General features: G+C 73.7%; 19 protein-coding genes. 9 read left to right on the top strand and 10 right to left on the bottom strand.

The genetic code is table 11. The features are described 5' to 3' along the window. Positions 1-48: 48 nt before the first annotated feature. Positions 49-630, bottom strand: a complete 582-nt coding sequence (locus tag IEJ02_RS26035) for an Rv1733c family protein (protein WP_223864416.1) — start codon at positions 628-630, stop codon at positions 49-51. A gap of 147 nt (positions 631-777) precedes the next feature. On the opposite strand from IEJ02_RS26035, the gene IEJ02_RS26030 reads away from it, so the two are divergent. Together IEJ02_RS26030 and IEJ02_RS26025 are read left to right on the top strand one after the other, a co-directional pair. Beyond that, positions 778-1,482 carry a response regulator gene (locus tag IEJ02_RS26030; RefSeq protein ID WP_191067084.1) on the top strand — a complete coding sequence of 235 codons (705 nt, stop codon included), beginning with the start codon at positions 778-780 and terminating at the stop codon, positions 1,480-1,482. A 144-nt stretch (positions 1,483-1,626) separates the two neighbouring features. After that, positions 1,627-2,640, top strand: coding sequence for an Acg family FMN-binding oxidoreductase (locus tag IEJ02_RS26025; protein ID WP_191067083.1), 1,014 nt, complete (start codon positions 1,627-1,629; stop codon positions 2,638-2,640). Positions 2,641-2,846: 206 nt separating this feature from the next. On the opposite strand, the gene IEJ02_RS26020 is transcribed toward IEJ02_RS26025, so the two are convergent. Beyond that, positions 2,847-4,559 (bottom strand): sensor histidine kinase, encoded by a 1,713-nt coding sequence (locus IEJ02_RS26020; protein ID WP_191067096.1) that lies wholly within the window; start codon positions 4,557-4,559, stop codon positions 2,847-2,849. Between the two features lie 190 nt (positions 4,560-4,749). On the opposite strand from IEJ02_RS26020, the gene IEJ02_RS26015 reads away from it, so the two are divergent. Next, complete coding sequence (locus IEJ02_RS26015) at positions 4,750-9,375, top strand: glycoside hydrolase family 2 TIM barrel-domain containing protein (RefSeq protein ID WP_191067082.1); 4,626 nt, start codon at positions 4,750-4,752, stop codon at positions 9,373-9,375. Positions 9,376-9,447: 72 nt separating this feature from the next. On the opposite strand, the gene IEJ02_RS26010 is transcribed toward IEJ02_RS26015, so the two are convergent. Then, entirely contained in the window at positions 9,448-9,969 is a 522-nt protein-coding gene (locus IEJ02_RS26010) for an NUDIX hydrolase (RefSeq protein WP_191067081.1), read from the bottom strand. A gap of 104 nt (positions 9,970-10,073) precedes the next feature. After that, entirely contained in the window at positions 10,074-10,844 is a 771-nt protein-coding gene (locus IEJ02_RS26005) for a class I SAM-dependent methyltransferase (RefSeq protein WP_191067080.1), read from the bottom strand. Positions 10,845-10,976: 132 nt separating this feature from the next. On the opposite strand from IEJ02_RS26005, the gene IEJ02_RS26000 reads away from it, so the two are divergent. The 5 genes from IEJ02_RS26000 (at position 10,977) to IEJ02_RS25980 (ending at position 15,180) form a co-directional block, all read left to right on the top strand. Continuing rightward, positions 10,977-11,546, top strand: coding sequence for a winged helix-turn-helix transcriptional regulator (locus IEJ02_RS26000; RefSeq protein ID WP_223864415.1), 570 nt, complete (start codon positions 10,977-10,979; stop codon positions 11,544-11,546). 74 nt (positions 11,547-11,620) lie between these two features. Further along, complete coding sequence (locus tag IEJ02_RS25995; RefSeq protein WP_191067079.1) at positions 11,621-12,094, top strand: DUF2267 domain-containing protein; 474 nt, start codon at positions 11,621-11,623, stop codon at positions 12,092-12,094. 568 nt (positions 12,095-12,662) lie between these two features. Continuing rightward, the gene (locus IEJ02_RS25990; RefSeq protein ID WP_191067078.1) at positions 12,663-13,355 is read left to right on the top strand and encodes a peptide deformylase; all 693 of its coding nucleotides are present in this window, start codon (positions 12,663-12,665) and stop codon (positions 13,353-13,355) included. A gap of 203 nt (positions 13,356-13,558) precedes the next feature. Further along, positions 13,559-14,314 carry a GNAT family N-acetyltransferase gene (locus IEJ02_RS25985; RefSeq protein ID WP_191067077.1) on the top strand — a complete coding sequence of 252 codons (756 nt, stop codon included), beginning with the start codon at positions 13,559-13,561 and terminating at the stop codon, positions 14,312-14,314. 14 nt (positions 14,315-14,328) lie between these two features. After that, entirely contained in the window at positions 14,329-15,180 is an 852-nt protein-coding gene (locus IEJ02_RS25980) for a lysophospholipid acyltransferase family protein (RefSeq protein WP_191067076.1), read from the top strand. Positions 15,181-15,402: 222 nt separating this feature from the next. Here the strand turns inward: IEJ02_RS25980 and paaK are convergent, their stop codons facing one another. After that, the gene (gene paaK / locus IEJ02_RS25975) at positions 15,403-16,710 is read right to left on the bottom strand and encodes a phenylacetate--CoA ligase PaaK (RefSeq protein ID WP_191067075.1); all 1,308 of its coding nucleotides are present in this window, start codon (positions 16,708-16,710) and stop codon (positions 15,403-15,405) included. Between the two features lie 248 nt (positions 16,711-16,958). Here paaK and IEJ02_RS25970 point away from each other — a divergent pair, with 248 nt between their 5' ends. Continuing rightward, on the top strand, positions 16,959-17,495 hold the full coding sequence (locus IEJ02_RS25970; RefSeq protein ID WP_191067074.1) for a hypothetical protein: 537 nt from the start codon (positions 16,959-16,961) through the stop codon (positions 17,493-17,495). Between the two features lie 1,231 nt (positions 17,496-18,726). Here IEJ02_RS25970 and IEJ02_RS25965 read toward each other — a convergent pair. From IEJ02_RS25965 to IEJ02_RS25945, 5 genes are read right to left on the bottom strand one after another with little or no spacing between them, the layout of a single operon-like run. Then, complete coding sequence (locus IEJ02_RS25965) at positions 18,727-19,503, bottom strand: sugar phosphate isomerase/epimerase family protein (protein ID WP_191067073.1); 777 nt, start codon at positions 19,501-19,503, stop codon at positions 18,727-18,729. Beyond that, a complete protein-coding gene (locus IEJ02_RS25960; protein WP_191067072.1) occupies positions 19,500-21,443 on the bottom strand; it encodes a DUF2264 domain-containing protein in 1,944 nt (647 codons plus the stop codon). Before IEJ02_RS25960 ends, IEJ02_RS25965 begins: the two co-directional genes overlap by 4 nt. Positions 21,444-21,485: 42 nt before the next feature. Then, positions 21,486-22,466 carry a hydroxyacid dehydrogenase gene (locus IEJ02_RS25955; protein WP_191067095.1) on the bottom strand — a complete coding sequence of 327 codons (981 nt, stop codon included), beginning with the start codon at positions 22,464-22,466 and terminating at the stop codon, positions 21,486-21,488. Positions 22,467-22,513: 47 nt separating this feature from the next. Further along, positions 22,514-23,425, bottom strand: coding sequence for a carbohydrate ABC transporter permease (locus IEJ02_RS25950; protein WP_162002019.1), 912 nt, complete (start codon positions 23,423-23,425; stop codon positions 22,514-22,516). Beyond that, the gene (locus IEJ02_RS25945; RefSeq protein WP_191067071.1) at positions 23,425-24,384 is read right to left on the bottom strand and encodes a carbohydrate ABC transporter permease; all 960 of its coding nucleotides are present in this window, start codon (positions 24,382-24,384) and stop codon (positions 23,425-23,427) included. The genes IEJ02_RS25950 and IEJ02_RS25945 overlap by 1 nt, the downstream gene beginning before the upstream one ends. Between the last annotated feature and the right edge of the window lie 43 nt (positions 24,385-24,427).

Genomic DNA, 24,427 nt, shown 5'->3' with positions numbered 1-24,427 from the left:
CGGCCGGCGGTGCGGCACGCGCGGAAGCCGGCCGGGCGCGGCCGTCCGTCATCGGATGTGGCGGCTCCAGCGGGGGCCGACCTCGGCCCAGGCGCGGCCCCACTCCTGGGCGCGGGCGCGGTCCAGGCGCCAGCGCGCCACGCCGCGTCCGGCCAGCGACACCGCGCCCACGCCCGCCGCGGCGGACGTCCCGGCGAGCACCGCGCGGGTGGCGATCTGCTCGGGGGTGGGCGGCCGCTGGACCAGGCGACCCCGGCCGTCGGTCCAGATCTCGGTGGCGGTGCCCGCCTTGCTCCCCTCGTGCACCCGTGCCGTACCGGTGTGGACGGCGCCGTCCGGGCCGGTCCACCGGACGATCGCGCGCACCTGGCCGGTGGTGGAGCCGTCGGCGGCGGGCTGTGCGACGGGCGCGTCCTCCTTGAGCACCGCGGGCACCCGGTGCCGGTCCGCCCGCTCCTGCCGCAGCGACGCGTCCACGGCGGTGCCCGCGGCCACCCCGGCCGCCGGGCCGCCGACCGCCATCACCAGGCCGGTCACGAGCACGACCCACGCCTCGATCACGTCCGAGCGGCGTCTGAGCGGATTGCGCCGCCACCGCCACAACCGCCGCCCCCGCACTTCCGTGCCCATGCCGCGACCGTCGCACGCGCGGGGAGGGCGGGACGAGGGCCGGGCAGCCCCCTTGGGGGCCCGTTCGGCCCTGGTACCGCGCTGACCTGCTGCGCCAGGATTCCCACCGGGGGCCGGGCGTACGGCGGACGAACGGTGCGAGAGCCCATGACCGAGACCGAGACGACACGAGCGACACCGGCGACGCCCATCAGGGTGTTCGTCCTCGACGACCATGAGGTCGTCCGGCGCGGACTGCACGACCTGCTGGACGCCGAACCGGACATCGAGGTCGTCGGCGACGCCGGGACCGTGGACCACGCGATGGCCCGGGGCCCGGCGCTGCGGCCCGACGTTGCCATCCTGGACGTCCGGCTGCCGGACGGGGACGGCATCACGGTCTGCCGTGAGCTGCGCTCCCGTATGCCGGGTCTGGCCTGTCTGATGCTGACCTCGTTCGACGACGACGATGCCCTGCTGGACGCGATCATGGCCGGGGCGGCGGGCTATGTGCTCAAGCAGATCAAGGGGTCGGACCTGGTCTCGGCGGTGCGCACCGTGGCCTCCGGCCAGTCGATGCTGGACCCGGCCACCACCGCCCGGCTGATGAGCACCCTGCGGGGCGATACCGCCCCGCAGGAGCCGAGGGACGAGGTGCTGGCCGGGCTGTCCCCGCGCGAGCGGGAGATCCTGGTGCTCATCGGGGACGGGCTCACCAACCGGCAGATCGGCAAACGGCTCTTCCTGTCCGAGAAGACGGTCAAGAACCACATCTCCCGGCTGCTGGCCAAGCTGGGCGTGGAGCGCCGCATCCAGGCGGCGGTGCTGGCGACCCACTCGGCTCCGGGCCCCGCCGACGAGCACCCGCGATGACCCGGGGCCCGCCCGGGGGCCGTAGAGGCCCGCCCGGGGGCCGTAGAGGCCCGCCCGGGGGCCGTAGGGCCCCGCCCGTACCCCTGACGAACGTACCCCTGACGAACCAGCCACCGACGGCCCACCGGCGAGGAGAGGACCCCGATGCAGCCCGCAATGCTCGACGCGGCGATCCTGGAGAAGCTCATCTCCGCGGCCGTGGCCGCTCCCTCGATCCACAACGCCCAGCCCTGGCGCTACCGCCTGAACCCCGACACCGTCTCCCTGGAGGTGCGGGCCGCCCCCGAGCGGGCGCCGCGGTACGCCGATCCGTTGGGCCGGGCGCTGAGCGTCTCCGCCGGGGCCGCCGTGTTCAACCTGCGGGTCGCCGTGGCCCACTTCGGCTGGGAGCCGGTGGTCCAGCTGCTGCCGTACCGGTCGCAGCCCGATCTGCTGGCCACGGTGCGCCTGGCCGCGTCGCCCGCCGACCGCGCCGGGCGCTACGACGACGGACACGACGACCTGTACGACGTCATCTGGCGGCGGCACAGCAGCCGCTCCCCGTACTCCGCGCGCCGGCTGCCCGCGCGGGTGCTGTGCGACCTGACGGAGGCGGCGCGCGGAGACGGGGCCACGCTGCGGCTGGCGGACCCCGAGGAGACCGCATGGCTGCTGCGGCTGACCGCCGAGGCGGAGCGGCGCGTCTCCGGGGATCCGCGCCGGCTCGCCGAGAGCCGCAGCTGGGTCCGCGACACCGGGCCGTACGGAATCCCCCCGGCCGTCCCCCCGGCCGCCCTCGGCCCACGGGACGCCACCGGGCGGCTGCCGATGCGCGGCTACCTCGGCCCGCGGCCGGACGGCAGCTGGGGCGACGACCGGCCCACCACTCCGTTCGCGACCCAGCCGGCCATCGCCGTGCTGGCCACGGACCAGGACCGGCGCACCGACTGGCTGCGGGCCGGGCAGGCGCTGGAACACGTCCTGCTGCTGGCGACCTCGCACGCGGTCCGGGCGTCCCTGCTGCACCAGGCGCTGGAGTGGTCGGACCTGCGGTGGTCGCTGAGCGGCGCCCACCCGGCGCCCGGCCATGTGCAGATGCTGATCCGGCTGGGTTACGGACCGGTGGGCCCGGCCACGCCGCGCGACGCGACGGCCGAGGCCCTGGACGGACGCCGCTGACGCGGCCCGGGCCCCGCTTGTCGCCCAGCCACGGCCACCGCCACCGCCCAGGCACGCGCCGCCACCCGCCGAGGCAGGTCACCGCCGACCGCCGCGCCACGGCTTGTCGCTGTCCGCCGCGCCACGGCCCAGCCCGCGCCGCGCCACGGGCCACCGCTCATCGCCGCGCCACTGGGCGTCGCCCCACACCCCGGCCCGGCCACCGCCTACCGCTCCGGCAGCGGTACGCCCCACACCAGGCGGGTGCCGCCGCCCGGCGGCTCGCCGAGTTCCAGCTCACCGCCGAGCTTCTCGGCGCGCTCGGCCATGTTCCGCAGGCCGCTGCGACGGCCGCCCTCGGGGATGCCCACCCCGTCGTCCGTGACCGTGAGGGTCAGCCGCCCGGACGCCACGATCAGGGAGATCTCGGCGGCGTCGGCCCGTGCGTGCCGGGCGACGTTCGACAGCGCCTCGGCCAGCACGGCGACCATGTCGTCCGCGACCGAGCGCGGCACATCGGTGTCGACCAGGCCCTCGGTGCGCAGCGAGGGGGTGAAGCCGAGCGCGGGCACGGCCTCCTCGATGGTCTTGGCGGTACGGACCCGCAGCCCCTGGACGGCGGGGCCCGCCTCGTGCGAGCGCAGCCCGAAGATCGTCGAGCGGATGATCTTGATGGTGTCGTCCAGGTCGTCCACCACCCGCAGCAGCCGTTCGGAGCCCTCCGGGTGCTGGACGAACCGCAGCGTGGACTGCAGCGTCATCCCGGCGGCGAAGAGCCGCTGGATGGCCAGGTCGTGCAGATCGCGGGCGATCCGGTCGCGGTCCTCGAGCAGGGCCAACTGCTCGGCGTCGCGCCGCCGCTCGGCAAGTTTCATCGCGATCGCCGCCTGGCCCGCGAAGCCCAGCAGGGTGTCGGTCTCGATCTGGGTGAAGGCGGGGCTGTCCACCACCCGGGCCAGCGAGAGCACCCCGCCCACCCCGTCCCTGGTCCGCATCGGCACCGCGACGGCCGGGCCGAGCCCGTCCCAGCGCTGCGGGCCGACCGTGATCCGCGGGTCGTTCTGGACATCGGTGCTGGTGACCGGCTCGGAGGCGGTGAAGGCCGCGCCCCCGAAGGTGCCCCGGCGGGGCAGCACCAGACCGCGGTGGGCCTCGGCGTCGGTCCCCGCCGCCAGCGCGACCTGCAGCTCGTCGGTGCCGGCCACCGGCAGCATCAGCACGCCGAGGTCGGCGGAGAGGATCCGGCGGGCGTGCTCGACGATCAGCTCCAGGACCCTGGTCTCGTCCACTCCGGACAGCAGGCTGTGGGTGACCTCGGCGTTCGCCTCCAGCCAGCGCTGGCGGTGCCGGGCCTCCTCGTACAGCCGGGCGTTCTCGATGGCCACCCCGGCGGCCACGGCGAGGGTGGACAGCACCGTCTCGTCCTCGCCGTCGAACTCCTTACCGCCGCGCTTCTCGGTGAGGTAGAGGTTGCCGAAGACCTCGTCGCGCACCCGGATGGGCACGCCGAGGAAGGACCGCATCGGCGGGTGGTTCGGCGGAAAGCCGTAGGAGGCCGGGTGCTCCGAGAGCTCGCCGAGCCGCAGCGGCTGGGGGTGGCGGATCAGCTCGCCGAGCAACCCGTGGCCCGCAGGCAGCCGCCCGATCGCCTCGGCCCGCTCCTTGCCGACGCCCACCGGCAGGAATTCGGCCAGCCGCTGGTCCTCGCCGATCACGCCCAGCGCCCCGTACTCGGCGTCCACCAGCACCACCGCGGCCTCGACGATCCTCCGCAGCACATGCGACAGATCCAGCTCCCGGCCGACCGAGAGGACCGCTTCCAGCAGGCTGTGCACCCGGTCCTGGGTGCCGCGCACCCCGTCGATGCGCACCTGCAGCTCTTCCAGCAGCTCGTCCAGCCGCAGCCGGGGCAGGTACTCCGTACTCCTCGCGCTCTCCATACCCACGGTGCCTCCGTCGGCCCACCGCGCTCGGCACGGCATCCCGCACCGCCCTCACTCCTTTCACGGTAGCCGCGCCGGGCCGGCAGTGAGTGCTGCGGGACATCTTGGCGCGAGGGGGTGCGTTGGCTAATGTTCGGGCCTGTTCGTTCTGGAGCGTTTCCAACCCCACAGAAGGGTGGACCACCAGATGCCCCGACGCCCCCGACGTCGCCTCCCCCTCCCCCGCTTCCCCGCGCTCCCCCGGCCCTCCCGGTTCCCCCGGCTCTCCCGGTTCCCCCGGCTCGCCGCCGTCGCCCTGGCCCTCGCGCTCGCCGTCCCCGCCTCCCCGGCGGCAGCGGCGGACGCCCCCGATCCCCCCGCGGATGCGTACGAACTGCTGGAGGACCCCGAGGTCACCGCGGTCGGACAGGAGCCCGCCCACGCCCGGCTGACCCCGTACGCCGACACCGCCGAGGCCCTCGAAGGCGGCACCAAGAGCCGCTGGACCGCCTCGCTGGACGGCACCTGGAAGCTCCACATGTCCGACCGCCCCGAGGAGGTGCCGAAGGACTTCTTCGCGGAGGGCTACGACACCTCCAAGGGCGGCTGGCGCAGTGTGAGCGTGCCGCACACCTGGCAGACCGACGGCCTGGACCATCCGGTGTTCCGGAACATCCCCACCGAGATGTATCCGGACGACCCCCCGAAGGTCCCGCACGACGTCAATCCGACCGGCGCCTACGTCAAGACCTTCGAGTTGCCCAAGAGCTGGGAGAAGCGCCGGACGTTCCTCCGCTTCGAGGGCGTCACCAGCGGCTATCTGGTGTGGGTGAACGGCTCCTACGCGGGCTACGACCAGGGCGGCTACACCCCCGCCGAGTTCGACATCAGCGACCGGCTGCACCCGGGCCGCAACACCATCGCGGTGCAGGTCCACCGCTGGGGTTCGGGGTCGCATCTGGAGGACTACGACCAGTGGCGGTTCTCCGGCATCTTCCGCTCGGTCGGGCTGTACTCCACCCCGGCCGACTATCTGCGGGACATCACCGTCAAGACCGATCTGGACAGCCAGTACCGCGACGCCCGGCTGACCGCCGAGGTCGAGGTGGCCGCCAAGGGCCCGGAGCGCTCGGGGGCCGACCGCAAGGTCCTCGGCACCCTCTACGACGCGCGCGGCCGCGAGGTGACAACGATGTCGGGAACGGTGAGCGGCAGCGGTGGCTCCACCACCCTCACCGCCGACGTGGCCAACCCGGCCAAGTGGACCGATGAGACGCCCCACCTCTACACCCTCGTCGTCCGGCTCACCGGCGCCGACGGCTCGGTCACCCACACCACCGCCCAACCCGTGGGCTTCCGCGAGATCGAGATCAAGGACAGACAGCTCCTCGTCAACGGGAAACGCATCCTCGTCAAGGGCGTCAACCGCTCCGAGACCGACCCCGACACCGGCCGCCACGCCACCCGGGAGCGCACCGCCTCGGACGTCTCGCTGATGAAGCAGCTCAACATCAACTCCGTGCGCACCTCGCACTACCCCTCGGATCCGTACCTCTACGAACTGGCCGACGCCCGCGGTCTGTGGATCGACGACGAGGTGGACATCGAGACCCATCACCACGACGCCTGTCCGGACGACTGCCTGGCCGAACGGCCCGAGTGGCAGGCGGCGTTCATGGACCGCCTCACCGCGATGTACGAACGGGACAAGAACCATCCCAGCGTGCTGATGTGGGACACCGGCAACGAGGCCGGACTGGGCAAGGCCCACTACGCGATGGCCGACTTCCTCGACCGCGAGGACCCGGCCCGGCCGGTCTACCACCAGCCCAACGTCCCGGACGGCGACGCCCCGTTCGCCGATGTCTGGGGCCCGCGCTACCCCTCCCCCTCGGGCCTGGAGGAGAAGGCGAAGGCCACCACCAAGCCGATCATCATGGGTGAGTACGCCCACGCCATGGGCAACTCGCTCGGCAACTTCCGGGAGTTCTGGGATGTGGTGCGGAAGTACCCCCAGGTCCAGGGCGGCTACATCTGGGACTGGGCGGAGCAGAACATCACCCAGCCACTGCTCACCACCCCCGACACCTCCGGCAACGACATCCTGTCGTACGTCTCCGGAAAGCCCGGTCTGGTGGCGGGCCACCGCGGCAAGGCGCTGGAGCTGTCCGGTCTTGACGACTTCGTGGAGGTCTACCGCGACGCCAAGCTGGACGCGGTGTCGGACGCGCTCACCCTGGACGCCTGGGTGAAGCCCGCCGACTGGACCGGCTCCTTCACCATGATCGCCAAGGGCGACCACAGCTATGCGCTGAAGATGCGCGACAAGGACACCCTGGAGTTCTCCGTCTACGGCGACGGGGACTGGCACACCGCCGCGGCCGATGTCCCCGCCGATTGGTACGGCTCATGGCACCGCGTCTCCGCCACCTACGACGGCCGGACGCTCCGGCTGCTCATCGACGGGAAGCAGACCGCGTCGGCCGACTGGACCGGCTCCGTCGGCTACTCCGCGCAGCCGGTGAACATCGGCCGCAACCCGGAGACCGACCAGGAGAACATCCGCACCCGGATGGCACACGGCACCGTCGACCAGGTCCGCGTCTACCACGAGGCGCTGAGCCCCGATCGGCTCGCCGCCGACCCCAGCGCGGACGCGGTGCTCGCGCTCGACTTCGACCGGCTCGACCGCGAGGGGGACTTCCTGTCCTACGGCGCCGGGACCGGCGGGGTCGACGGGGTGGTCTCGTCCGACCGCACCGTCCAGCCCGAGGCCCGCACCATGGCGGCCGTCCACGCCCCGATCCGGATCTCGGGCGACGAGGCCCGCGCGGGGCGGATCGAGGTGCGCAACGAGCGGTCCTTCACCGGCACCGGCGACCTCCGGCTGCGCTGGCGCGTCACCGAGGGCGCCCGCACCCTGGCCCAGGGCAGCCGCGGCCTCGGCCTCGCCCCCGGTGAGCGGAGCACCCTCCAACTGCCGAAGCCGCCCGCCAACCCCAGGGACGGCGACCGGCAGCTGACCGTGGAGGCGGTGCGGGCGGCGGACACGGCCTGGGCGAAGGCCGGAGACCGGGTGGCGGTCGAGCAGTTCGACATCGGCGGCCGCGGGCTCGCGGGCACGACACCGACGCGGACACCGGGGAAGGTGAAGGCCACCACCTCCGGCGACCGCCTCACGGTCACCGGCGACGGCTTCAGTTACGGCTTCGACCGGGCCGGTGGCGAGCTGGTCTCCATGAAGGCCGGTGGCCGGGAACTGCTCGGCTCCGGCCCCGAGCTGGACGCCTGGCGCGCCCCGGTCAGCAATGAGATCGGCTCCGAGGAGGGGCCCTGGCGCGAGGCGGGCCTGGACCGGCTGCGCACGAAGCCGGGCAAGGTCACGGTGGACGAGCGGAACGGCGAGGTCGTCGTCACCGTGCCCTCCTCGGCCGCCGCGCCCGGTGTGCGGGACTCCTCGTTCGCCCAGACCCTGCGGTACACCGTCAGCGGCACCGGGGAGCTGCGCCTCGACCACCGCGTGGAGGCCCGGGGCGCGGCGCGCAAGGTGCCCTATCTGCCGCGTATCGGGCTCTCGCTGCGCATACCCGACCGCTACGACCGGTTCAGCTGGTACGGGCGCGGGCCCCAGGAGAACTACAACGACCGTGAGGACGGCGCCCCCGTGGGGGTGTACTCCACGGACGTGGACGAGCAGTTCGCCGGGTACACCAAGCCGCAGGACTACGGGAACCACGAGGACGTCCGCTGGGCCTCGCTGTCCGACGGCAGCGGCGGGCTCCTGGTGTCCGGGGACTTCTCGGCCGGGGTGACCCCCTACACCGGGATCGACCGCGCCGCCTACCCGTTCGCCCTCCGCAAGGACCCTGAAGGCAACACCCTGCACCTGGACCACGCGGTGAGCGGGGTGAGCGAGACGTTCCACACCGTGCTGCCCGAGTACCAGGTGCGGCCCGCCAAGGAGTACGCCTACACCCTGCGGCTGCGCCCGCTGACCGGCGCCGAGGCCCGCACCGGCACCCCGCGCGGCCCGGTGGTCTGCGCCCCCGAGGCGAAGCTCACCGCCGCCGACACCACGGTGCCGGCGGGCGGCTCCACCTCGGCCGAGCTGACCGTCAGCAACCCCTGCGACACCCCGCTGCGCGACGTCACCGCCTCCTTCGGCCTGGCCGAAGGGTGGACCGCCGAGCCCGGCACCGTCGACCTCGGCGACCTCGCGGCGGGCCGGACCGCGACCGTACGGACCACGATCAGCCGTGGTGAGGGCAGCCCGGACGGTCCGCGGCCCGCCGTGGCCGATGTCCGCGCCACCTCGGCCGGAGGCGCGCGGGTGAGCGGCTCGGCGTCGGCCGAGATCGACGGCACACCTCCCCCGCCGCGCGGCGAGGTGGCGGTGTCCACGCTCGACTTCATCACCGCGGACAACGGCTGGGGCCCGGTCGAACGCGACCGCAGCAACGGCGAGTCCGCGCCGGGCGACGGCAAGACCCTCACCATCGACGGCACGGCCTACGAGCGCGGCCTCGGCACCCACGCCGACTCCACGGTCGAGGTCTTCCTGGGCGGCAACTGCTCGACGTTCACCGCGCGGACGGGCGTGGACGACGAGGTGGGGGCCGACGGCAGCGTCGTCTTCGAGGTCTACGCCGACGGCGAGCGGGTGTACCGGGGTGAGACGGTGCGCGGCTCGGACGCGGCCGTACCGGTGGAGGCCCGGGTCGAGGGCGCGCAGCGGCTCCGACTGCGGGTCACCGACGGCGGCGACGGCAACGCGCATGACCACGCCGACTGGGGAGCGGCCACGGTGCGCTGCGGAACGGGAGGGAAACGGTGAGATGACGGCGGGAGGGCGCGAGCCCCGNGGGAGGGAAACGGTGAGATGACGGCGGGAGGGCGCGAGCCCCGGTCATGCGCCGCCGGTGCCCGCGCCCTTCCCGCCCTCCCTGCCCTCCCTGCCCTTCCCGCCCTCGAACAGTTCCTCCAGCCGGTCCAGGAAGACCCGCTGCTTCGCCACCATCTTCCGGCGGCCCTCGTCCAGGCCGAACCAGGCGACCCGGTCGATCTCGGGGAACTCCCGCATCCGGCCGGAGCCCTTCGGCCACTCCATGGCGAAGGTGCCGGGGGTGATCCCCGCCGGGTCCAGGTCGCCCTCCAGCGCCCAGACGACGACCAGCTTGCCCCCGGTCTGGGTCACGGAGCCGAGCGGAACCGGCTCGCCGCCGGGCGGGGGCACGCCGAGCTCCTCCTGGAACTCCCGGCGCGCGGCGGCCTCCGGGGTCTCGTCCTCGTCGTACTCTCCCTTGGGCACCGTCCAGGCGCCCGCGTCCTTGGCGGCCCAGAACGGGCCGCCCATATGGGCGAGCAGAACCTCGACGGCCGGGCCCGCGCCCCGGTACAGCAGGAGTCCGGCGCTGCGCTTACGCGTCACGGTGCCCAGTGTGCGCCCACGCGGCCGGGGCGGGGCGCCGGGCTCGCCGCTCAGCCCTTACGGGCGTGGTTGAGGTTTCAGCTCTTACGGGCGTGGCCGAGTCATCAGCCCTTACGGGCGTAACCGAGGTAGGTGACCAGCGGGCGGGCGTCCGGGGCGAGGACGAAGTCGACGATCGGCGGGATCTGCTCATCGGTGATCCGCCCCCGGCGGCGCGCCATGGTGGCCTTGACCAGGCTGCGCGGATCCTTGGGCTTGAAGTCGCAGATGTCCTCGTTGCGCAGCCCCTGCCGCTCCAGGGCGGCGGTCAGCTCGGCGGGGGTGCGCAGCCGGGCCGCCGTATAGCGGCCGGCCGGCATGATCCGGGTCATCGGGACGCGCTGGAAGGCGCCGAGGTAGATCAGCCGGGAGAGCAGGGTGCGGTTGACGGTGTCGTAGATCAGCACCCCGCCGGGGCGCAGCACCCGGGCGGCCTCCGCCAGCACCCGGTCGAGATCCGGGGTGATCTCGAAGGTGTCCGCGTAGTAGGCGAGGTCGAACGCGCCGTCGGCCAGGTCGAGTCGCTCGGCGGGCGCAGTGCGGTAGTCGATCCCGGGGTGCTCGCGGGCGCCCGCCTCGCGCGCCATCGCGGTCGCGGTGGCGGAGGGGTCGACGGCGACGACGTCGAAGCCGAGACCGGCCAGCCCGCGGGCCAGCAGCCCGCGGCCGCTGCCCACGACCACGGCGCGGCTTCCGGACGCGGAGAGGTCCACGCTCTTGAGCGTGGTGCGGACGTACTCCAGACGGCTGTCCTGGAAGGTGACGGCCCTGATCTGACGGCCGTCGACGGCCTCGGGCGACCGTGAGTCCAGTTCGATGTGCGGGGCGGCGGCCATCGTCTTCTCCCTCACGGGTGCGCGGATTCACCGGAGCCTGGGCGGCCCGGGCAGCCCGGGCGGACTCGCCGGGTTCCCTGAGGAAACCTAACATCCTCAAGTTCCCTCGGGGAACTCGGATAGGGTCGTGTCATGACCCGCACTCCGCTCGCCGATGTGGCCTGTTCGATCGCCCGCGCCACCGATCTGTTCGGCGACGCCTGGACGGCGCTGATCATGCGGGATGTGCTCACCGGAGTCACCCGCTTCGACGATCTCGCCCATGACCTGGGCATATCGCGTAAGGTCCTGGCCGCCCGGCTGTCCCGGCTGGTCGAGGAGGGGGTACTGATCCGGGAGCGCTACCAGGAGCGGCCGCCGCGTGAGCACTATCGCGCCACTCCCAAGGGCGAGGAGCTCTATCCGGTGCTGCTGGCGCTGATGGAGTGGGGCGACCGCTGGTACGCGGGCCCCGCCGGGCCCCCGGCCCGGATCCGCCATCTCGGCTGCGGCCGGGACACCACGCCGGTGTCCGCGTGCGCCCACTGCGGGGAGCCCCTGACGGTCGGCAACACCACCCAGCTCCCGGGCCCCGGCGGGCACACCGGCCCTGGCACCCGGGTGCTGGGCCCGCTGCTCGCCGCGCGGGAGGACAGGCGGGAAGACACGCGGGAGGGCACGCGGGAGGACACCCCGGAGGCCGGGCGCCCGGCGGCGGTTTGAGCGAACGGGTTTGAGCGAACGGCACGGGGCACTCGGCACAGCAGCCGGGCACCCGACCACGAGGAGCGCCGACCATGCGCTACGAAGAAATGACGGGCCTGGTCCAGGCCCGGGCCCAGCTCCCCGACCGGCAGGCCGCCGAGCGGGCGGTACGGGCGACGCTCGAAACGCTCGCCGAGCGCATCCCGGACGGACTGGCGGACCATATGGCGGCCCAGCTGCCGCAGGAGGCGGCGGAGCCGCTGCGGCGCGTCGCCGCCTCCCATGAGGGCTCGCCCGAGGAGCGGGCGTACCGGCGGGACCACGGCGAGCGGTTCGACCTCACCGGTTTCGCGGGCCGGATCGCCTGGCGCACCGAGCACACCGAGGAGGAGGCACTGCGCGAGGCGGCCGCCTTCTTCGAGGTGCTGGACTCGGCCGTGGACCCGGAGCTGATGGAGAAGCTGTACGGCGTGCTGCCGAACGACATCCGGGAGCTGCTGCCGGAGTCACGGGCCGAGCAGAACGCGCGGACCGAGCGGGGCCAGGGGGAGTCCGGCGGGTCTTGACGCCTACGGCGGCTGCTCCCCTCCCCGCCCCTTCCCACTACCAGGGGCTCCGCCCCTGGACCCCGAAATCCGGGGCGGAGCCCCATACCGACGCCACGGGAAGGGGCCCCGCCCCGGCCGGGGGCTGGGGCGGGGCCCCGGCCCGAGGTCTGGAGCGGAGCCCCGGACAGGGGCCTGGAGGGGGAGCCCCGGACAGAGGCTGGAGCAGAACCCCGACCCTAGGTCTGAGACAGAGCCCCGACCCGGGGCCTGGGGCGGAGCCCCGGACGGGGGCTGGGGCGGGGAGGGGAGCAGCCCGCCGCAGGCGCCGAGCCTGTGGCCGGGAGGGCTGCCGCCCCGCGTGCACAACGGGGAGAGCACCGCGGAGCGGCAGCGGCCGAGCCGGGAGACTCGGCCGAGCCGCGGGGGCGTGGGAATGTTCCCCGGCGGCTCATCGGCGTCTACGGACCCCATCGGTGCCCCGTTCACCTTTTGTCCGATGGTGAGCACCCCTACCCGAGGGCGCCCGCCGAACCCCGCCCCCGCCCCCGAATTGCCGTGGCGTGATCGTCTTGCCAGGCTGTCCCCCATGCCGACCACCACCCTGTCCGAGCTCGTCGACGAACTGCTCTCCGGGACCCGCCCGCTGCCGATCCTCTCCGCGGGCGTCCCCGTGCTCCGGCGACCGGCCCTGCCGTACGAGGGCCAGCTGGCCGCGGACCAGCTGGCCCGGCTGCTGACGGCGATGCGGGAGGCCATGCACTCCGCGCCCGGGGTGGGGCTCGCGGCCCCGCAGATCGGTGTGCCGCTGCGGATCGCGGTGATCGAGGACCCGGCGGAGGTGACGGCCGAGGTGCGCGAGGCGCGCGGCCGGGTGCCGCAGCCGTACCGGGTACTGGTCAACCCCCGCTACGAACCGCTCGGCGACGGCCGGGCGGCGTTCTTCGAGGGGTGTCTGAGCATCCCCGGCTGGCAGGCCGTGGTCGGCCGCCCGGACCGGATCCGGCTGCGCGGACAGGACGAGACGGGGCGGGAGCTGGACGAGGAGTTCTCCGGCTGGCCCGCGCGGATCGTCCAGCACGAGACCGACCACCTCGACGGCGTCCTCTATCTGGATCTGGCCGAAACCCGCTCCCTGTCCTCGGCCGAGGCGGTAAGTGACTACTGGTCCCAGCCCACCCCCGCCACCGCGGCCCAGGCACTGGGCTTCCCGCTCCCGAGCGCCACCGGCGCCACCGGCGCCACCGATGACAGCGGCGGCACCGGCGCTACCGCTCCGTAACCAGGGGCCGACCGGCGGCATGTTCTCGTCATCGACTGGCAGTCGCCGAATCACCGCACGGACACTGTGACGTACGTCGCCACGGCAAGACTGGTGGACGCCCCGGTACGCGCCGCCTCCGCGTACCGCACGGCGAGTGAGGCGTTTCTTCCGCTCTTCCCCAGTCCCCACCGCTCCTGACTTCCCTCGAACGGAGAACAGGAATGCCCGTGCTCACGACGTCCACGACGGCGCCCACCAGCTCGTACGTCACCTCGATCGCCCATACCCAGGAGCAGATCCACGCCGCGCAGCGGCTGCGTTACCAGGTGTTCGGCGAGGAGAGGGGCGGCCGGCTGGACGCGGCGGTCGACGGCCGCGACGTGGACGAGTTCGACGAGGTCATGGACCACCTGATCGTCACGGACACGGCGACGGACACCGTGGTCGGCACCTACCGGCTGCTTCCCCCCGGGCGCAGTGAGCGGCTCTACTCGGACACCGAGTTCAATCTGCACGGGCTTCCGGCCGAGGTCCGCTCGTCCATGGTCGAGGCCGGCCGCGCCTGTGTGCACGCCGACCACCGCTCGGGCGCCGTCATCAACCTGATGTGGGCCGGTCTGGCCCGCTATGTGCTGCTGTCCGGCCACCGCTATCTCGCGGGCTGCGCCTCGGTGCCGCTGGCCGAGGGCGAGCAGGCCGCCGCCAACGCCTGGCTGCTCGGCACCTCCAAGCACGCCGCCCCGCCGGAGCTGCGGGTCCACCCGCTCGACCCCTGGATACCCTCGCGGCCGCTGGACGGCGAGCCCAGCTACGCCGATCTGCCGCCGCTGCTGCGCGGATATCTGCGGGTCGGCGCCTGGATGTGCGGATCCCCGCAGCACGACCGGGCCTTCAACGACGCCGACTTCTTCGTGCTGCTGGACACCGAGCGGATGAACGACCGCTACCGCCGCTACTTCCTGGGTGAATCCCAGTGACCGTCCCGCCCGCGATGAGTCTGCCCGCACACGCCTGGGCGGCCTGGTCGCCGTGCACCACCGGCTGTGTCGCCCACGCCGCCGACCGCGTCCCGGCCACCCGGGTCGCCCGGCGGGCCGCGGTCTTCGGCCGGGCGGTGCTGGGCGCGCTGGTGTCCGGCCGGCGGATCGCCGAGCCCGAGACGCTGCGGGCGCGGGCGGCGACGCTGCTGGACTCCCTGGGCATCCGGCTGGAGGTGACGGGCGACAGCACGCTCAGCGCCCCGGGGACCACCGGCACGCTGATCGTGGCGAACCACATCTCCTGGCTGGACATCATCGCGCTGCTGTCGATGGAGCCCGTGGTCATGCTGGCCAAGCGGGAGATCGCGGGCTGGCCGCTGATCGGCCCGATGGTCACCCGCGCGGGGACGCTGTACATCGACCGCGACTCGCTGCGCGAACTCCCCGCGACCGTAGCGGAGATGGCGGCCCGGCTGCGCGACGGCCAGTCGGTGATGGCCTTCCCGCAGGGCATCACCTGGTGCGCCGGGACCGGCGGCAGCTTCCGCCGGGCCACCTTCCAGGCCGCGCTGGACGCGGGCGCGCCGGTGCGCCCGGTGACCCTGGACTATGTCCAGCACGGCGCCCCGACCACGGTGGCCGCCTTCGTCGGCGAGGACGACTTCGGCCACTCGCTGCGCCGGGTGATCCGCGCCGACGGGCTCACGGTGCGGGTGAAGGTGCACCAGCCGCTGCGGCCGATGCGGGACGTCGACGACCGGCGCCGGGTCGCGGCGCAGGCCCAGGCGACCGTCTGCGGGGCGCGGCTGCCCCTCCACCACGAGCTCCACCACGAGGTCGCCGCCCTCGGGCTGGCACGCTGAGCGGCCCTCGGGCCGGTACGCCGAGTAGCCCTCGGGCCCGGGCCGGCCCGCCGAGCCCATCCGCCCCGGGTCCGTCCTGTGCGGGGACGGCGCCCGGGGCGACTCAGTCCTGTGTCCGCTCACCCCCGTATCCACTCAGCCCTGTATCCATTCAGGCCCGTGTCCGCTCGGCCAGCCCTGTGTCGTCAGCCAGCCCTGTGTCGTCAGCCAGCCCTGTGTCGCTCAGCCCTCCCTCCGCAGGTCCTTGACCCGGCGGATCTTGCCCACGGAGCGCTCCAGCGTCTCCGGGTCCACGACCTCCACCTCGACGGTGAGCCCCACCCCGTCCTTGACTCCCCGCGCGATCGCCGTGGCGGCGTCCGCGCGCCGCTCGGGGCCGACCCCGGGGCGCGCCTCGATCCGCACCGCCATATGGTCCATCCGGCCGCGCCGGGTCAGCTCGAGCTGGAAGTGCGGGGCCACCGACGGGACCCGCAGCACGATCTCCTCGATCTGGCTGGGGAAGACATTGACCCCGCGCACGATGAGCATGTCGTCGCAGCGGCCGGTGATCTTCTGGATGCGCCGGAAGGCGGGGCGGGCGGTGCCGGGCAGCAGCCGGGTGAGATCGCGGGTGCGGTAGCGGATGACGGGAAGCGCCTCCTTGGTGAGGGTGGTGAAGGTCAGCTCCCCCTCCTCGCCCCCGGGCAGCACCTCATCGGTGAGCGGGTCCACGATCTCGGGGTAGAAGTGGTCCTCCCAGACGTGCAGCCCGTCCTTGGTCTCCACGCACTCCTGGGCCACCCCCGGGCCTACCACCTCCGAGAGCCCGTAGATGTCCACCGCGTGGATGTCCATGCGCTCCTCTATCTCGCGGCGCATCTCCTCCGTCCAGGGCTCGGCGCCGAAGATGCCGACCTGGAGGGAGGTGGAGCGGGGATCGACGCCCTGCCGCTCGAACTCGTCCAGGAGCGTCAGCAGATAGGAGGGCGTGATCATGATGATCTCGGGCCTGAGGTCCTGGATGAGCCGTACCTGCCGGGCGGTCATCCCCCCGGAGGCGGGGATGACGGTGCAGCCGAGCCGCTCGGCGCCGTAGTGGGCGCCGAGGCCGCCGGTGAACAGGCCGTAGCCGTAGGAGATGTGCACCTTGTGGCCGGGGCGGCCGCCGGCCGCGCGGATCGAACGGGCGATCACCTCCGCCCAGACCGACAGGTCGTGCTCGGTGTAGCCGACGAGGGTGGGGCGGCCGGTGGTGCCGCTGGAGGCGTGGAGCCGCCGCACTTCGCTCTGCTCGACGGCGAACATCCCGAAGGGGTAGCTGTCGCGCAGATCGGCCTTGGTGGTGAAGGGGAACCGGGCCAGGTCCTCCAGGGTGCGGCAGTCCTCGGGGCCGACCCCGGCCTCGCGGAACTTCTTGCGGTACAGCTCGACGTGGTCGTACGCATGGCGCAAGGTGGCGCGCAGCCGGGTGAGTTGAAGCGCCCTCAGCTCCTCGGGGCTCATCCGCTCGGCGTCGTCGAGCGGAGCCGCGCTCAGCGATTCCCCCATGGGCCGTCCACCACCTCCGGATGCCGACCGAACATTCGGTTACCGTTCGGGCGCGGTCCAGTAATCCAGCATCCGACCTGGCTGTCAAGGGTCCGGGCATCCCCGTGCGCGCGTCGGCCCGGCGCGGAACGGGTGCGGAACGGCTACGGGGCGCACGAGGACGGTGAACGCTGGGCGCCGTCCATCCGTACCCGTAGGCGCGAGGGACGCAGCCGCACCCCGGATCCGACGATGCGAGAGGGCCTTTCATGTACGACGCCGCCGCCGACGCCGCCGACGCCGACGCTCCGCACCCGGTCCGGACCGCCGACCGCGCCCCGCGCCGCCACGGCCCGCGCGCGGTGGCGGTCGCGGCGGCCGTGGGCGCGCTGCTCGCCATCGCCGGATGCGGCGGCGGGGACGGTAAGGCGGACGCCAAGGCGGAGACCGGACGAAACGCCGCCCGGCCGAGCGCGAGCGCCACTCCCACGCCCAAGGCCGCGCGGGTGGAACAGCTCGCCTCGGCGGCCGGTTGCAAGCCCGAGTTCACCACCAAGGTGGACGACTACCGGCAGGCCGTCTGCAAGAACTCCAAGGGCAAGTTCCTCTTCCTCGACTTCGTCACCGCCAAGAACCAGAGCGACTGGCTGGAGACCGCGCAGATGTACGGCGGGGTCTATCTGGTCGGCAACCGGTGGGTGCTGTCGTCCTCGCCCCGGAAGAACATGGAGGAGTTCCGGGAGAAGTTCGGCGGCACCATCGAGGAGGGCACCTCCTACGGGGGCGCCTCCCGCGCCCCCCAGTGATCACCTGCCCATTCGATCGGCACCGGTAGAGCCGCATAGCGATGCTTCCCCCTCCCCGCCCCTTCCCGTTACCAGGGGCTCCGCCCCTGGACCCCGATGCCTGGGCGGACCCCCACCACGCGGCGGAGCCGCATGTCGACGCCACGGGAAGGGGCGGAGCCCCGGGCCGGGGTCCGGGGCAGAGCCCCGAGGTCTGAGGCGGACCCCCGGCGCCTGGGGCGGGCCCCGGGCCGGAGCCTGGGCGCGAGCCCCCGGGCCGGGGTCTCGGGCGGAACCCCCCGGCGTCTGGGGCAGGCCCCGGGGCAGAGCCCCCGGGGCCTGAGGCGGAGCCCCTGGGTCTGAGGCGGACCCCCGGGCTGGGGTCCGGGGCGGAGCCCCCCGCGGTCTTGAGCGGAGCCCCGGCATCTGGGGCGCGCCCCCAAGGCGGAGCCTGAGGCGGAGCCNCCAGTGATCACCTGCCCATTCGATCGGCACCGGTAGAGCCGCATAGCGATGCTTCCCCCTCCCCGCCCCTTCCCGTTACCAGGGGCTCCGCCCCTGGACCCCGATGCCTGGGCGGACCCCCACCACGCGGCGGAGCCGCATGTCGACGCCACGGGAAGGGGCGGAGCCCCGGGCCGGGGTCCGGGGCAGAGCCCCGAGGTCTGAGGCGGACCCCCGGCGCCTGGGGCGGGCCCCGGGCCGGAGCCTGGGCGCGAGCCCCCGGGCCGGGGTCTCGGGCGGAACCCCCCGGCGTCTGGGGCAGGCCCCGGGGCAGAGCCCCCGGGGCCTGAGGCGGAGCCCCTGGGTCTGAGGCGGACCCCCGGGCTGGGGTCCGGGGCGGAGCCCCCCGCGGTCTTGAGCGGAGCCCCGGCATCTGGGGCGCGCCCCCAAGGCGGAGCCTGAGGCGGAGCCCCCGAGGTCTGGGACAGAGCCTCGGGTCGGGGTCCCGGGCGGAGCCCCCCCCCGGAGTCTGGGGCGGAGCCCCGGCATCTGGGGCGCGCCCCCAAGCCGGAGCCTGGGGCAGCCCCCCGGGGCTGGGGCGAAGCGCCCCCGGCGCCTGGGGCGGGCCCCGGGCCGGAGCCTGGGCGCGAGCCCCCGGGCCGGGGTCTCGGGCGGAACCCCCCGGGCGGAGCACCCGAGGTCTGGGACAGAGCCTCGGGTCGGGGGCCGGGGCGGAGCTCCGGTTTTGGGGGGGCGGGGAGGGGACAGCGCGTCGCAGGCGGCGGGGCCCCGGCGGGCGCCCCTGTGCCTATACGTCGGCGAGCGCCCTCAGCGTGGCCGCCTCCCGAGGCAGCAGCCGCTCGTCGTCGTCCGGCACGAACTCCAGCAGGACATCCAGCGGCGGGCCGTCGGCGGACACCGCGGCGCGGTGCGTGAGCAGCCGCTCGAAGGCGCTGCGCCACAGCGGGGCGCGGGCGGTCAGCGGCAGCCGGGTGGTCCCGGGCCACCAGGAGAAGGCGTGCACCGCGGCGATCCGGTCCCCCAGCGCGTCCAGCCCCTTCAGCGCCTCGGCGTCGGGCATGTCGACGGGCGGCTGCCAGTAGGTGGCGACATCGGCACGGTCCACCTCCTCCAGCAGCCGGAGGGTGTGGTCCGCGCCGTCGGTCAGGGTGTTGCGGTGGAACTCATAGGCGAGTTCCACCCCCGCGTCCGCCGCGAGCGCGGCCGCGCGCCGGGTGTCCTCGACCACCGCGCGGCGCCCCTCCGGCGGGGTCTCCTCCGTGCCCGTGGCGCCCGCCCAGATCCGGATGCGCGGGGCGCCGAGCGCCACGGCGGAGCGGAGCACCCCGTCGAACTCCTCGGGGTCGCTGCGCCCGGCGCGGTAGTAGGAGCCGTACGAGGCGACGGCGAGCCCGGCGTCCACGGTGGCGTCGCGGACCCGCCGGGCGGTGTCCTCGTCGCCGGGCGGCACATGGACGTCGCCGCCCCATTCGACGCACTCCAGGCCCGCCCCGGCCACGGCGGCGATCACCCGGTCCGGATCGAGCCGGCGCAGGGTCACCGAGCAGATGCCGAGCCGCGTCACTCCCCCACCTCCGTGACGGTGGGCGCGTCCCCCGCGCCGAAGTCCACCACGAAGGCTCCGCCGTCCGCCGGCCGCACGGTGACCGCGAGCCCGTTCACCTCGGCGGTGGCGAGGTCGGCGAGCGGGGCCGGGTCGCGCTCCCCGGTGAGCGAGGCCAGCGCGACGAAGAGGGTGCCGGAGGGGTCCTCGCCGACGGTGCCGGTGAGTTCGGGCACCAGGGCCCACGGCCCGTACGCGGTGCCCTGCGGCGCCCGGACCGCGGTGGCGGTCTCCCAGCCGTGCAGTCCGAGGAGCTGGCCGGTCACCTCTCCCCCGTCCAGCCGTATCTCGGCGCCCTCCTCGGTCTCCGCGGGGGTGCCCGGGGGCAGGGCGACGGCCCAGCCGCTGTGGTGGACGCGGGTCCCGGCGGGGACGCCCACGGTGCGGTGGACGCGCACTTCGAGGCGGCCGCGGGCGAGGGTCAGGCTGTCGATGCGGATCGAGGGCACCTTGGGGCCGCCGTCGGGGAAGGCGGGGGTGTGGGAGGAGGCGAGCCAGTCGGGGCCCGCGGCCAGCGGGTGGATGCGCAGCCGTGCGGTGCGCACGCCGCGCTCTTCCAGGGCGATGTGGTTGTCGGGGGTGTTGTCCGCACTGGTGGGGCCGGTGCGGGTGGAGTAGGCGAGCCGGGCGTAGAGCGGGTCGGCGGGCGCGTGCTCGGCCTCCCAGGGGCGGAGCTTGTAGCTGCCGTGGTTGTGCAGCCGCACCAGCCCGTCCCGGCCCGTGGTCTGGACGAGGAACCCGGCGGCGGGCAGTGCCAGCGCCCGGTCAGGACCCTCGGCGGGCGCGGCCTCCTCGGTCGCGGTCCACACCGGGTGGTCGGGCGGGAGCAGCAGGGCGAGGAACCCCTTGGAGGCCCAGTACGGCGAGCCGGGCCCGGAGTAGCGCTGGAGCGTCGCGGCGTGCGGCCCGTACCAGCCCAGGCTCAGCACCCCGTCCTCGGTCAGCGCCCCGCGGTCCAGGAAGTGGCGCAGCGCTCCGCTGAGGACGCGGCGGGTGGCGCCGGGGGCGAGGGGGGTGTGACCGGTGAGGGCGCCGAGGGCCACCGAGGCGCCGGCGGCGAAGCGGTAGGTGAGGGAGCGGCCGTGGTGGATGGGGGCGCCGTCGGCGTCGAAGAGCAGCGAGAAGCCCTCGAGGAAGGTGTGCAGCCGGGGGCCGAGCCGGTCCAGGAGCTCCCCGTCGGCGGCGAGATGGGCGTGGAGCAGCGGGTACATGTGCAGCGCCCAGCCGTTGTAGTGGTCGAACGACCGCCCGTCGCCGTCGGAGTACCAGCCCTGGCCCTGGTACCAGCCCTCCAGCAGGCCGAGCCCCCGCTCGATGGCACGGGCCGTCTCGGCGTCGCCACGCCCGACGGACTGGAGGAAACCGGCGACGGTGAGGGGGAAGAGGTACCAGTTGTTGGGGGAGGGCTGGTGGCGCAGCGCCCCGCGCAGCCACTCCTCGGTGCGGTCCTGGGCGTCGGACGGCAGGGCCTCCCAGGTCCACGGCGCGGTGAGCCTCAGGCCCAGGGCCACGGACGCGGACTCCACCATGGGCTGGCCCTGGGCCCCGTGATGGCCGATCACCGGCCAGGACTCGGCGTCCCCGCGCCCGGGGGTGAGGGTGCCGCGGGCGATCCCGGCGGTATAGCGCTCCAGGAAGCCGTGCTGGTCCTTGCCCGAGGCCCCGGCGGCGCGGAAGGCGGCGAGGAGGAAGGTGCGGGCGAACCCTTCGAGCCCGTCGGAGCGCACCCCGGACTGGGACGGCGGGCCGGGCAGGTCGATCAGGGCCTGGCCGGGGGTGGCGTAGCGGAGGGCGGCGTGCAGCATGCCGTCCGCGGCGGCCTCCCAGTGGGCGCGGGTGTAGCCGGTGTGGGGGCTGAGGGTGCGGTCGTCGGCGGGGAGGAGGAAGGGGAGCTCGGGCATGGTGGGGTGGGCCTCCTGGGGGCGCGGGACGTGAGAGGGCTCTTACGCCGAGCGGTCGAGGATCTCCGGTCGTACGGGGTGGGCGAAGGGGCGGCCGGTGACGTAGTGCTCGATCTCGCCGATGGCGAGATCGGCCAGGCGGCGCAGCTCCCCGCTCTTGGATCCGGCGATGTGCGGGGTGATGAGCGCGTTGTCGCAGTCGTACAGCGGGGAGTCGGCGGGCAGCAGCTCGGGCACGGTGACGTCGAGGACGGCGCGGATCCGCCCGGCCACCACCTCCTCGGTCAGCGCCTCCTGGTCCACCACCGCCCCGCGCGCGGTGTTGATGAGCGTGGCGCCGTCCGGCATGGCGGCCAGCAGCTCCCGGCTGACCAGGCCCTCGGTGGCGGGCAGCAGCGGGGTGTGGACGCTGATGACATCGCTGCCGGCGAAGAGTTCCCGCAGCGGCACCTGGCGCGCCCCGAGCTCCTTCGCCTCCTGAGCGGTGACGTACGGGTCGTACAGCAGGAGGTCGAGGTCGTACGGGCGCAGCAGCTCGATCACCCGGCGGCCGATGGCGGAGGCGCTGAGGATGCCCACCGTCCGGCGGTAGTTGCCCGCGTCCGGATAGCGCTCGTTCCAGTCGATCGTGCGCCGCTCGGCGCGGTAGTCCCGGGCGATGTCCAGGACGCGCTTGTTGGACAGCAGGATCATGGCGACGGTGTACTCGGCGACGGGCAGCGCGTTGGCCGCGGCCGCCGAGGAGACCACGATGCCGCGCTCCCAGCAGGCGTCGGTGATGTGGTGGCGCACGGTGCCCGCGGTGTGCACCACGGCGCGCAGCCGGGGCGCCGCGTCGAGCGTGCGGCGGTCCAGGGGCGGGCAGCCCCAGCCGGTGACCAGGAGTTCGGTGTCGGCGAGGGCGCGGCGGGCGGCCGGGGTGGTGAAGTCGTCGAGGACGAGGCCGGGGTCGAGGTCGAGGAGGTCGGTGAGCCGGTCCAGGCTCACGGGGCCGAGCACCTGCCGGGCGGACCGCTCGGCCATGGCCAGGGCGGCACGGGGGCGGCGGCGGGCGGAGAGGTGGGTTGCGGTCACTTGACGCTCCCTGCGGTCAGTCCGGACTTCCAGTAGCGCTGCAACAGGACGAACGCCACGATCAGCGGCACGACGGCGAGCAGTGAGCCGATGACCACGAGGGGGTAGTACTCGGGCGAGACGGTGGCGGCGCTGTTCCAGGTGTAGAGGCCGAGGCTGAGCGGATACAGGTGCTGGTCGGACAGCATCACCATCGGAAGGAAGAAGTTGTTCCAGATGGCCGTGAGCTGAAAGAGGAAGACGGTCACGAACCCGGGTCCGAGCATCCGCAGGCTGACCCGCACATAGGTCTGGAGCTCTCCCGCGCCGTCGACCCGGGACGCCTCCAGCACCTCGTTGGGCACATAGCCGCTGCTGAGCAGGCGGGCGAGGTAGACGCCGAAGGGGTTGAAGAGCACCGGGATGAAGACCGCCCAGAAGGTGTTGACCATCCCGACCTCGGAGGCCACCAGGTAGAGCGGAAGGGCCAGCACGGTCGGCGGCACCATGACGCCGGTGAGGACGAGCCCGAAGAACTTCTCCTTGTGCCGGAACTCGTACTTGTCGAAGGCGTAGCCCGCGGCGACGCTGATGAGCGAGCCGACCAGGGCGCCGACGACCGCGTACAGCAGGCTGTTGACGTACCACTCGCCGTAGAGCCCGCCGTCCATGGAGAACAGGTCGGAGAGGTTGCTCGCGAAGGAGAAGTCGCCGAGGGAGAGGATGTCGCTGCCGAAGAGGGCGTTGGCGTTCTTGGTGGACGCCAGCACCAGCCACAGCGCGGGCAGCATGGTGTAGAGGGCGGCGATCAGGACCACGGCGTTGGCGATGCCGCGGCTGGTCAGCTTGGAGCCGCCGAAGGGCTTGCCGAGCGGCCTGGACGGTCCCCGGGTGGGGCTCACGGGGGTGGTGGGTGTGGTCGTGGTCATCACGCTCTCCGTTCCCGGCGGCCCGACCAGCGCGTCACGGCGTACGACAGGACGCAGGTGACGATCAGGAGGATGACGGAGGCCGCGGAGGCGAGTCCGTAGTTGTTGCGGCGGAAGGCCGCGTCGTAGATGTACATGTTGATGGTGAAGCGGGAGTTGACCATCGGGGTGGCCTGGTTCATCAGCATGGGCTCGGTGAACAGCTGGAGCGCGCCGATCAGGGAGAACATGCACACCATCACCACGGAGCCCCGGATGATGGGCACCTTGACCTGGAGTGCGGTGCGGATGCCGCCGGCGCCGTCGATGGTCGCCGCCTCGATCACCTCGCGCGGCAGCGCCTGGAGCGCGGCATAGAAGATGATCATGTTGTAGCCGAGGCCGCTCCACAGGGCGATGTTGACGATCGACGGGAGCACGGTGTGCAGGCCGAGGAAGTCGATGGTGATGTCGGCCTGCGCGAAGAGCTTGATGACCGGGCTGAGCCCCGGGGTGTAGAGGTACAGCCAGATGACGGCCGCGATGATGCCGGGGACGGCGTGCGGCAGGTAGAGCAGCATCTGCGAGGTCCGCCGCAGCCGGATCAGCCCCGAGTCGAGCAGCAGGGCGAGCGCGAGGGCGCTGACGACCACGGTGGGAACGAAGATCACGCAGTAGAGCGCTATGGTGCCGAACCCGGAGAGGAAGCTGGGGTCCTGCAGCACCGCGAGATAGCTGCGCAGTCCGGTGAAGACGGTCTCCCCGCCGCCGAAGCCGAGCCCGCTGTGGTCCTCGCCGAAGAGGCTGAGGTAGATGGCGTAGCCGACGGGGACGAGGAACACGGCGATGAGCAGTGCCGTGAAGGGGGTCAGCAGGACGGTGGCGGCGATCCGCTGCTGGCGCCGTCCGGTTCTGCGGGGTGGGTCGGCGGCGGCCGCCGATGGCGGCGCCGTCGCTCTTGAGGACGTGACTGTGCTCACGGGGTACCTCGGCTCAGGCGTGGTGAGTGCGGCTTTTGAGGGT

Source organism: Streptomyces sp. 5-10 (assembly GCF_014712245.1).
GTDB classification, from domain to species: domain Bacteria; phylum Actinomycetota; class Actinomycetes; order Streptomycetales; family Streptomycetaceae; genus Streptomyces; species Streptomyces violaceusniger.
The sequence above is the reverse complement of the archived record's forward strand: the minus strand, read 5'-3'. Positions and strand labels throughout refer to the sequence as shown.

Bases quoted from the DNA above. Each gene is read 5' to 3' on its own strand.
- IEJ02_RS26035 (WP_223864416.1), bottom strand. From the start codon at position 630: ATGGGCACGGAAGTGCGGGGGCGGCGGTTGTGGCGGTGGCGGCGCAAT.
- IEJ02_RS26030 (WP_191067084.1), top strand. From the start codon at position 778: ATGACCGAGACCGAGACGACACGAGCGACACCGGCGACGCCCATCAGG.
- IEJ02_RS26025 (WP_191067083.1), top strand. From the start codon at position 1,627: ATGCAGCCCGCAATGCTCGACGCGGCGATCCTGGAGAAGCTCATCTCC.
- IEJ02_RS26020 (WP_191067096.1), bottom strand. From the start codon at position 4,559: ATGGAGAGCGCGAGGAGTACGGAGTACCTGCCCCGGCTGCGGCTGGAC.
- IEJ02_RS26015 (WP_191067082.1), top strand. From the start codon at position 4,750: ATGCCCCGACGCCCCCGACGTCGCCTCCCCCTCCCCCGCTTCCCCGCG.
- IEJ02_RS26005 (WP_191067080.1), bottom strand. From the start codon at position 10,844: ATGGCCGCCGCCCCGCACATCGAACTGGACTCACGGTCGCCCGAGGCC.
- IEJ02_RS26000 (WP_223864415.1), top strand. From the start codon at position 10,977: ATGACCCGCACTCCGCTCGCCGATGTGGCCTGTTCGATCGCCCGCGCC.
- IEJ02_RS25995 (WP_191067079.1), top strand. From the start codon at position 11,621: ATGCGCTACGAAGAAATGACGGGCCTGGTCCAGGCCCGGGCCCAGCTC.
- IEJ02_RS25990 (WP_191067078.1), top strand. From the start codon at position 12,663: ATGCCGACCACCACCCTGTCCGAGCTCGTCGACGAACTGCTCTCCGGG.
- IEJ02_RS25985 (WP_191067077.1), top strand. From the start codon at position 13,559: ATGCCCGTGCTCACGACGTCCACGACGGCGCCCACCAGCTCGTACGTC.
- IEJ02_RS25980 (WP_191067076.1), top strand. From the start codon at position 14,329: ATGAGTCTGCCCGCACACGCCTGGGCGGCCTGGTCGCCGTGCACCACC.
- paaK (WP_191067075.1), bottom strand. From the start codon at position 16,710: ATGGGGGAATCGCTGAGCGCGGCTCCGCTCGACGACGCCGAGCGGATG.
- IEJ02_RS25970 (WP_191067074.1), top strand. From the start codon at position 16,959: ATGTACGACGCCGCCGCCGACGCCGCCGACGCCGACGCTCCGCACCCG.
- IEJ02_RS25960 (WP_191067072.1), bottom strand. From the start codon at position 21,443: ATGCCCGAGCTCCCCTTCCTCCTCCCCGCCGACGACCGCACCCTCAGC.
- IEJ02_RS25955 (WP_191067095.1), bottom strand. From the start codon at position 22,466: ATGGCCGAGCGGTCCGCCCGGCAGGTGCTCGGCCCCGTGAGCCTGGAC.
- IEJ02_RS25950 (WP_162002019.1), bottom strand. From the start codon at position 23,425: ATGACCACGACCACACCCACCACCCCCGTGAGCCCCACCCGGGGACCG.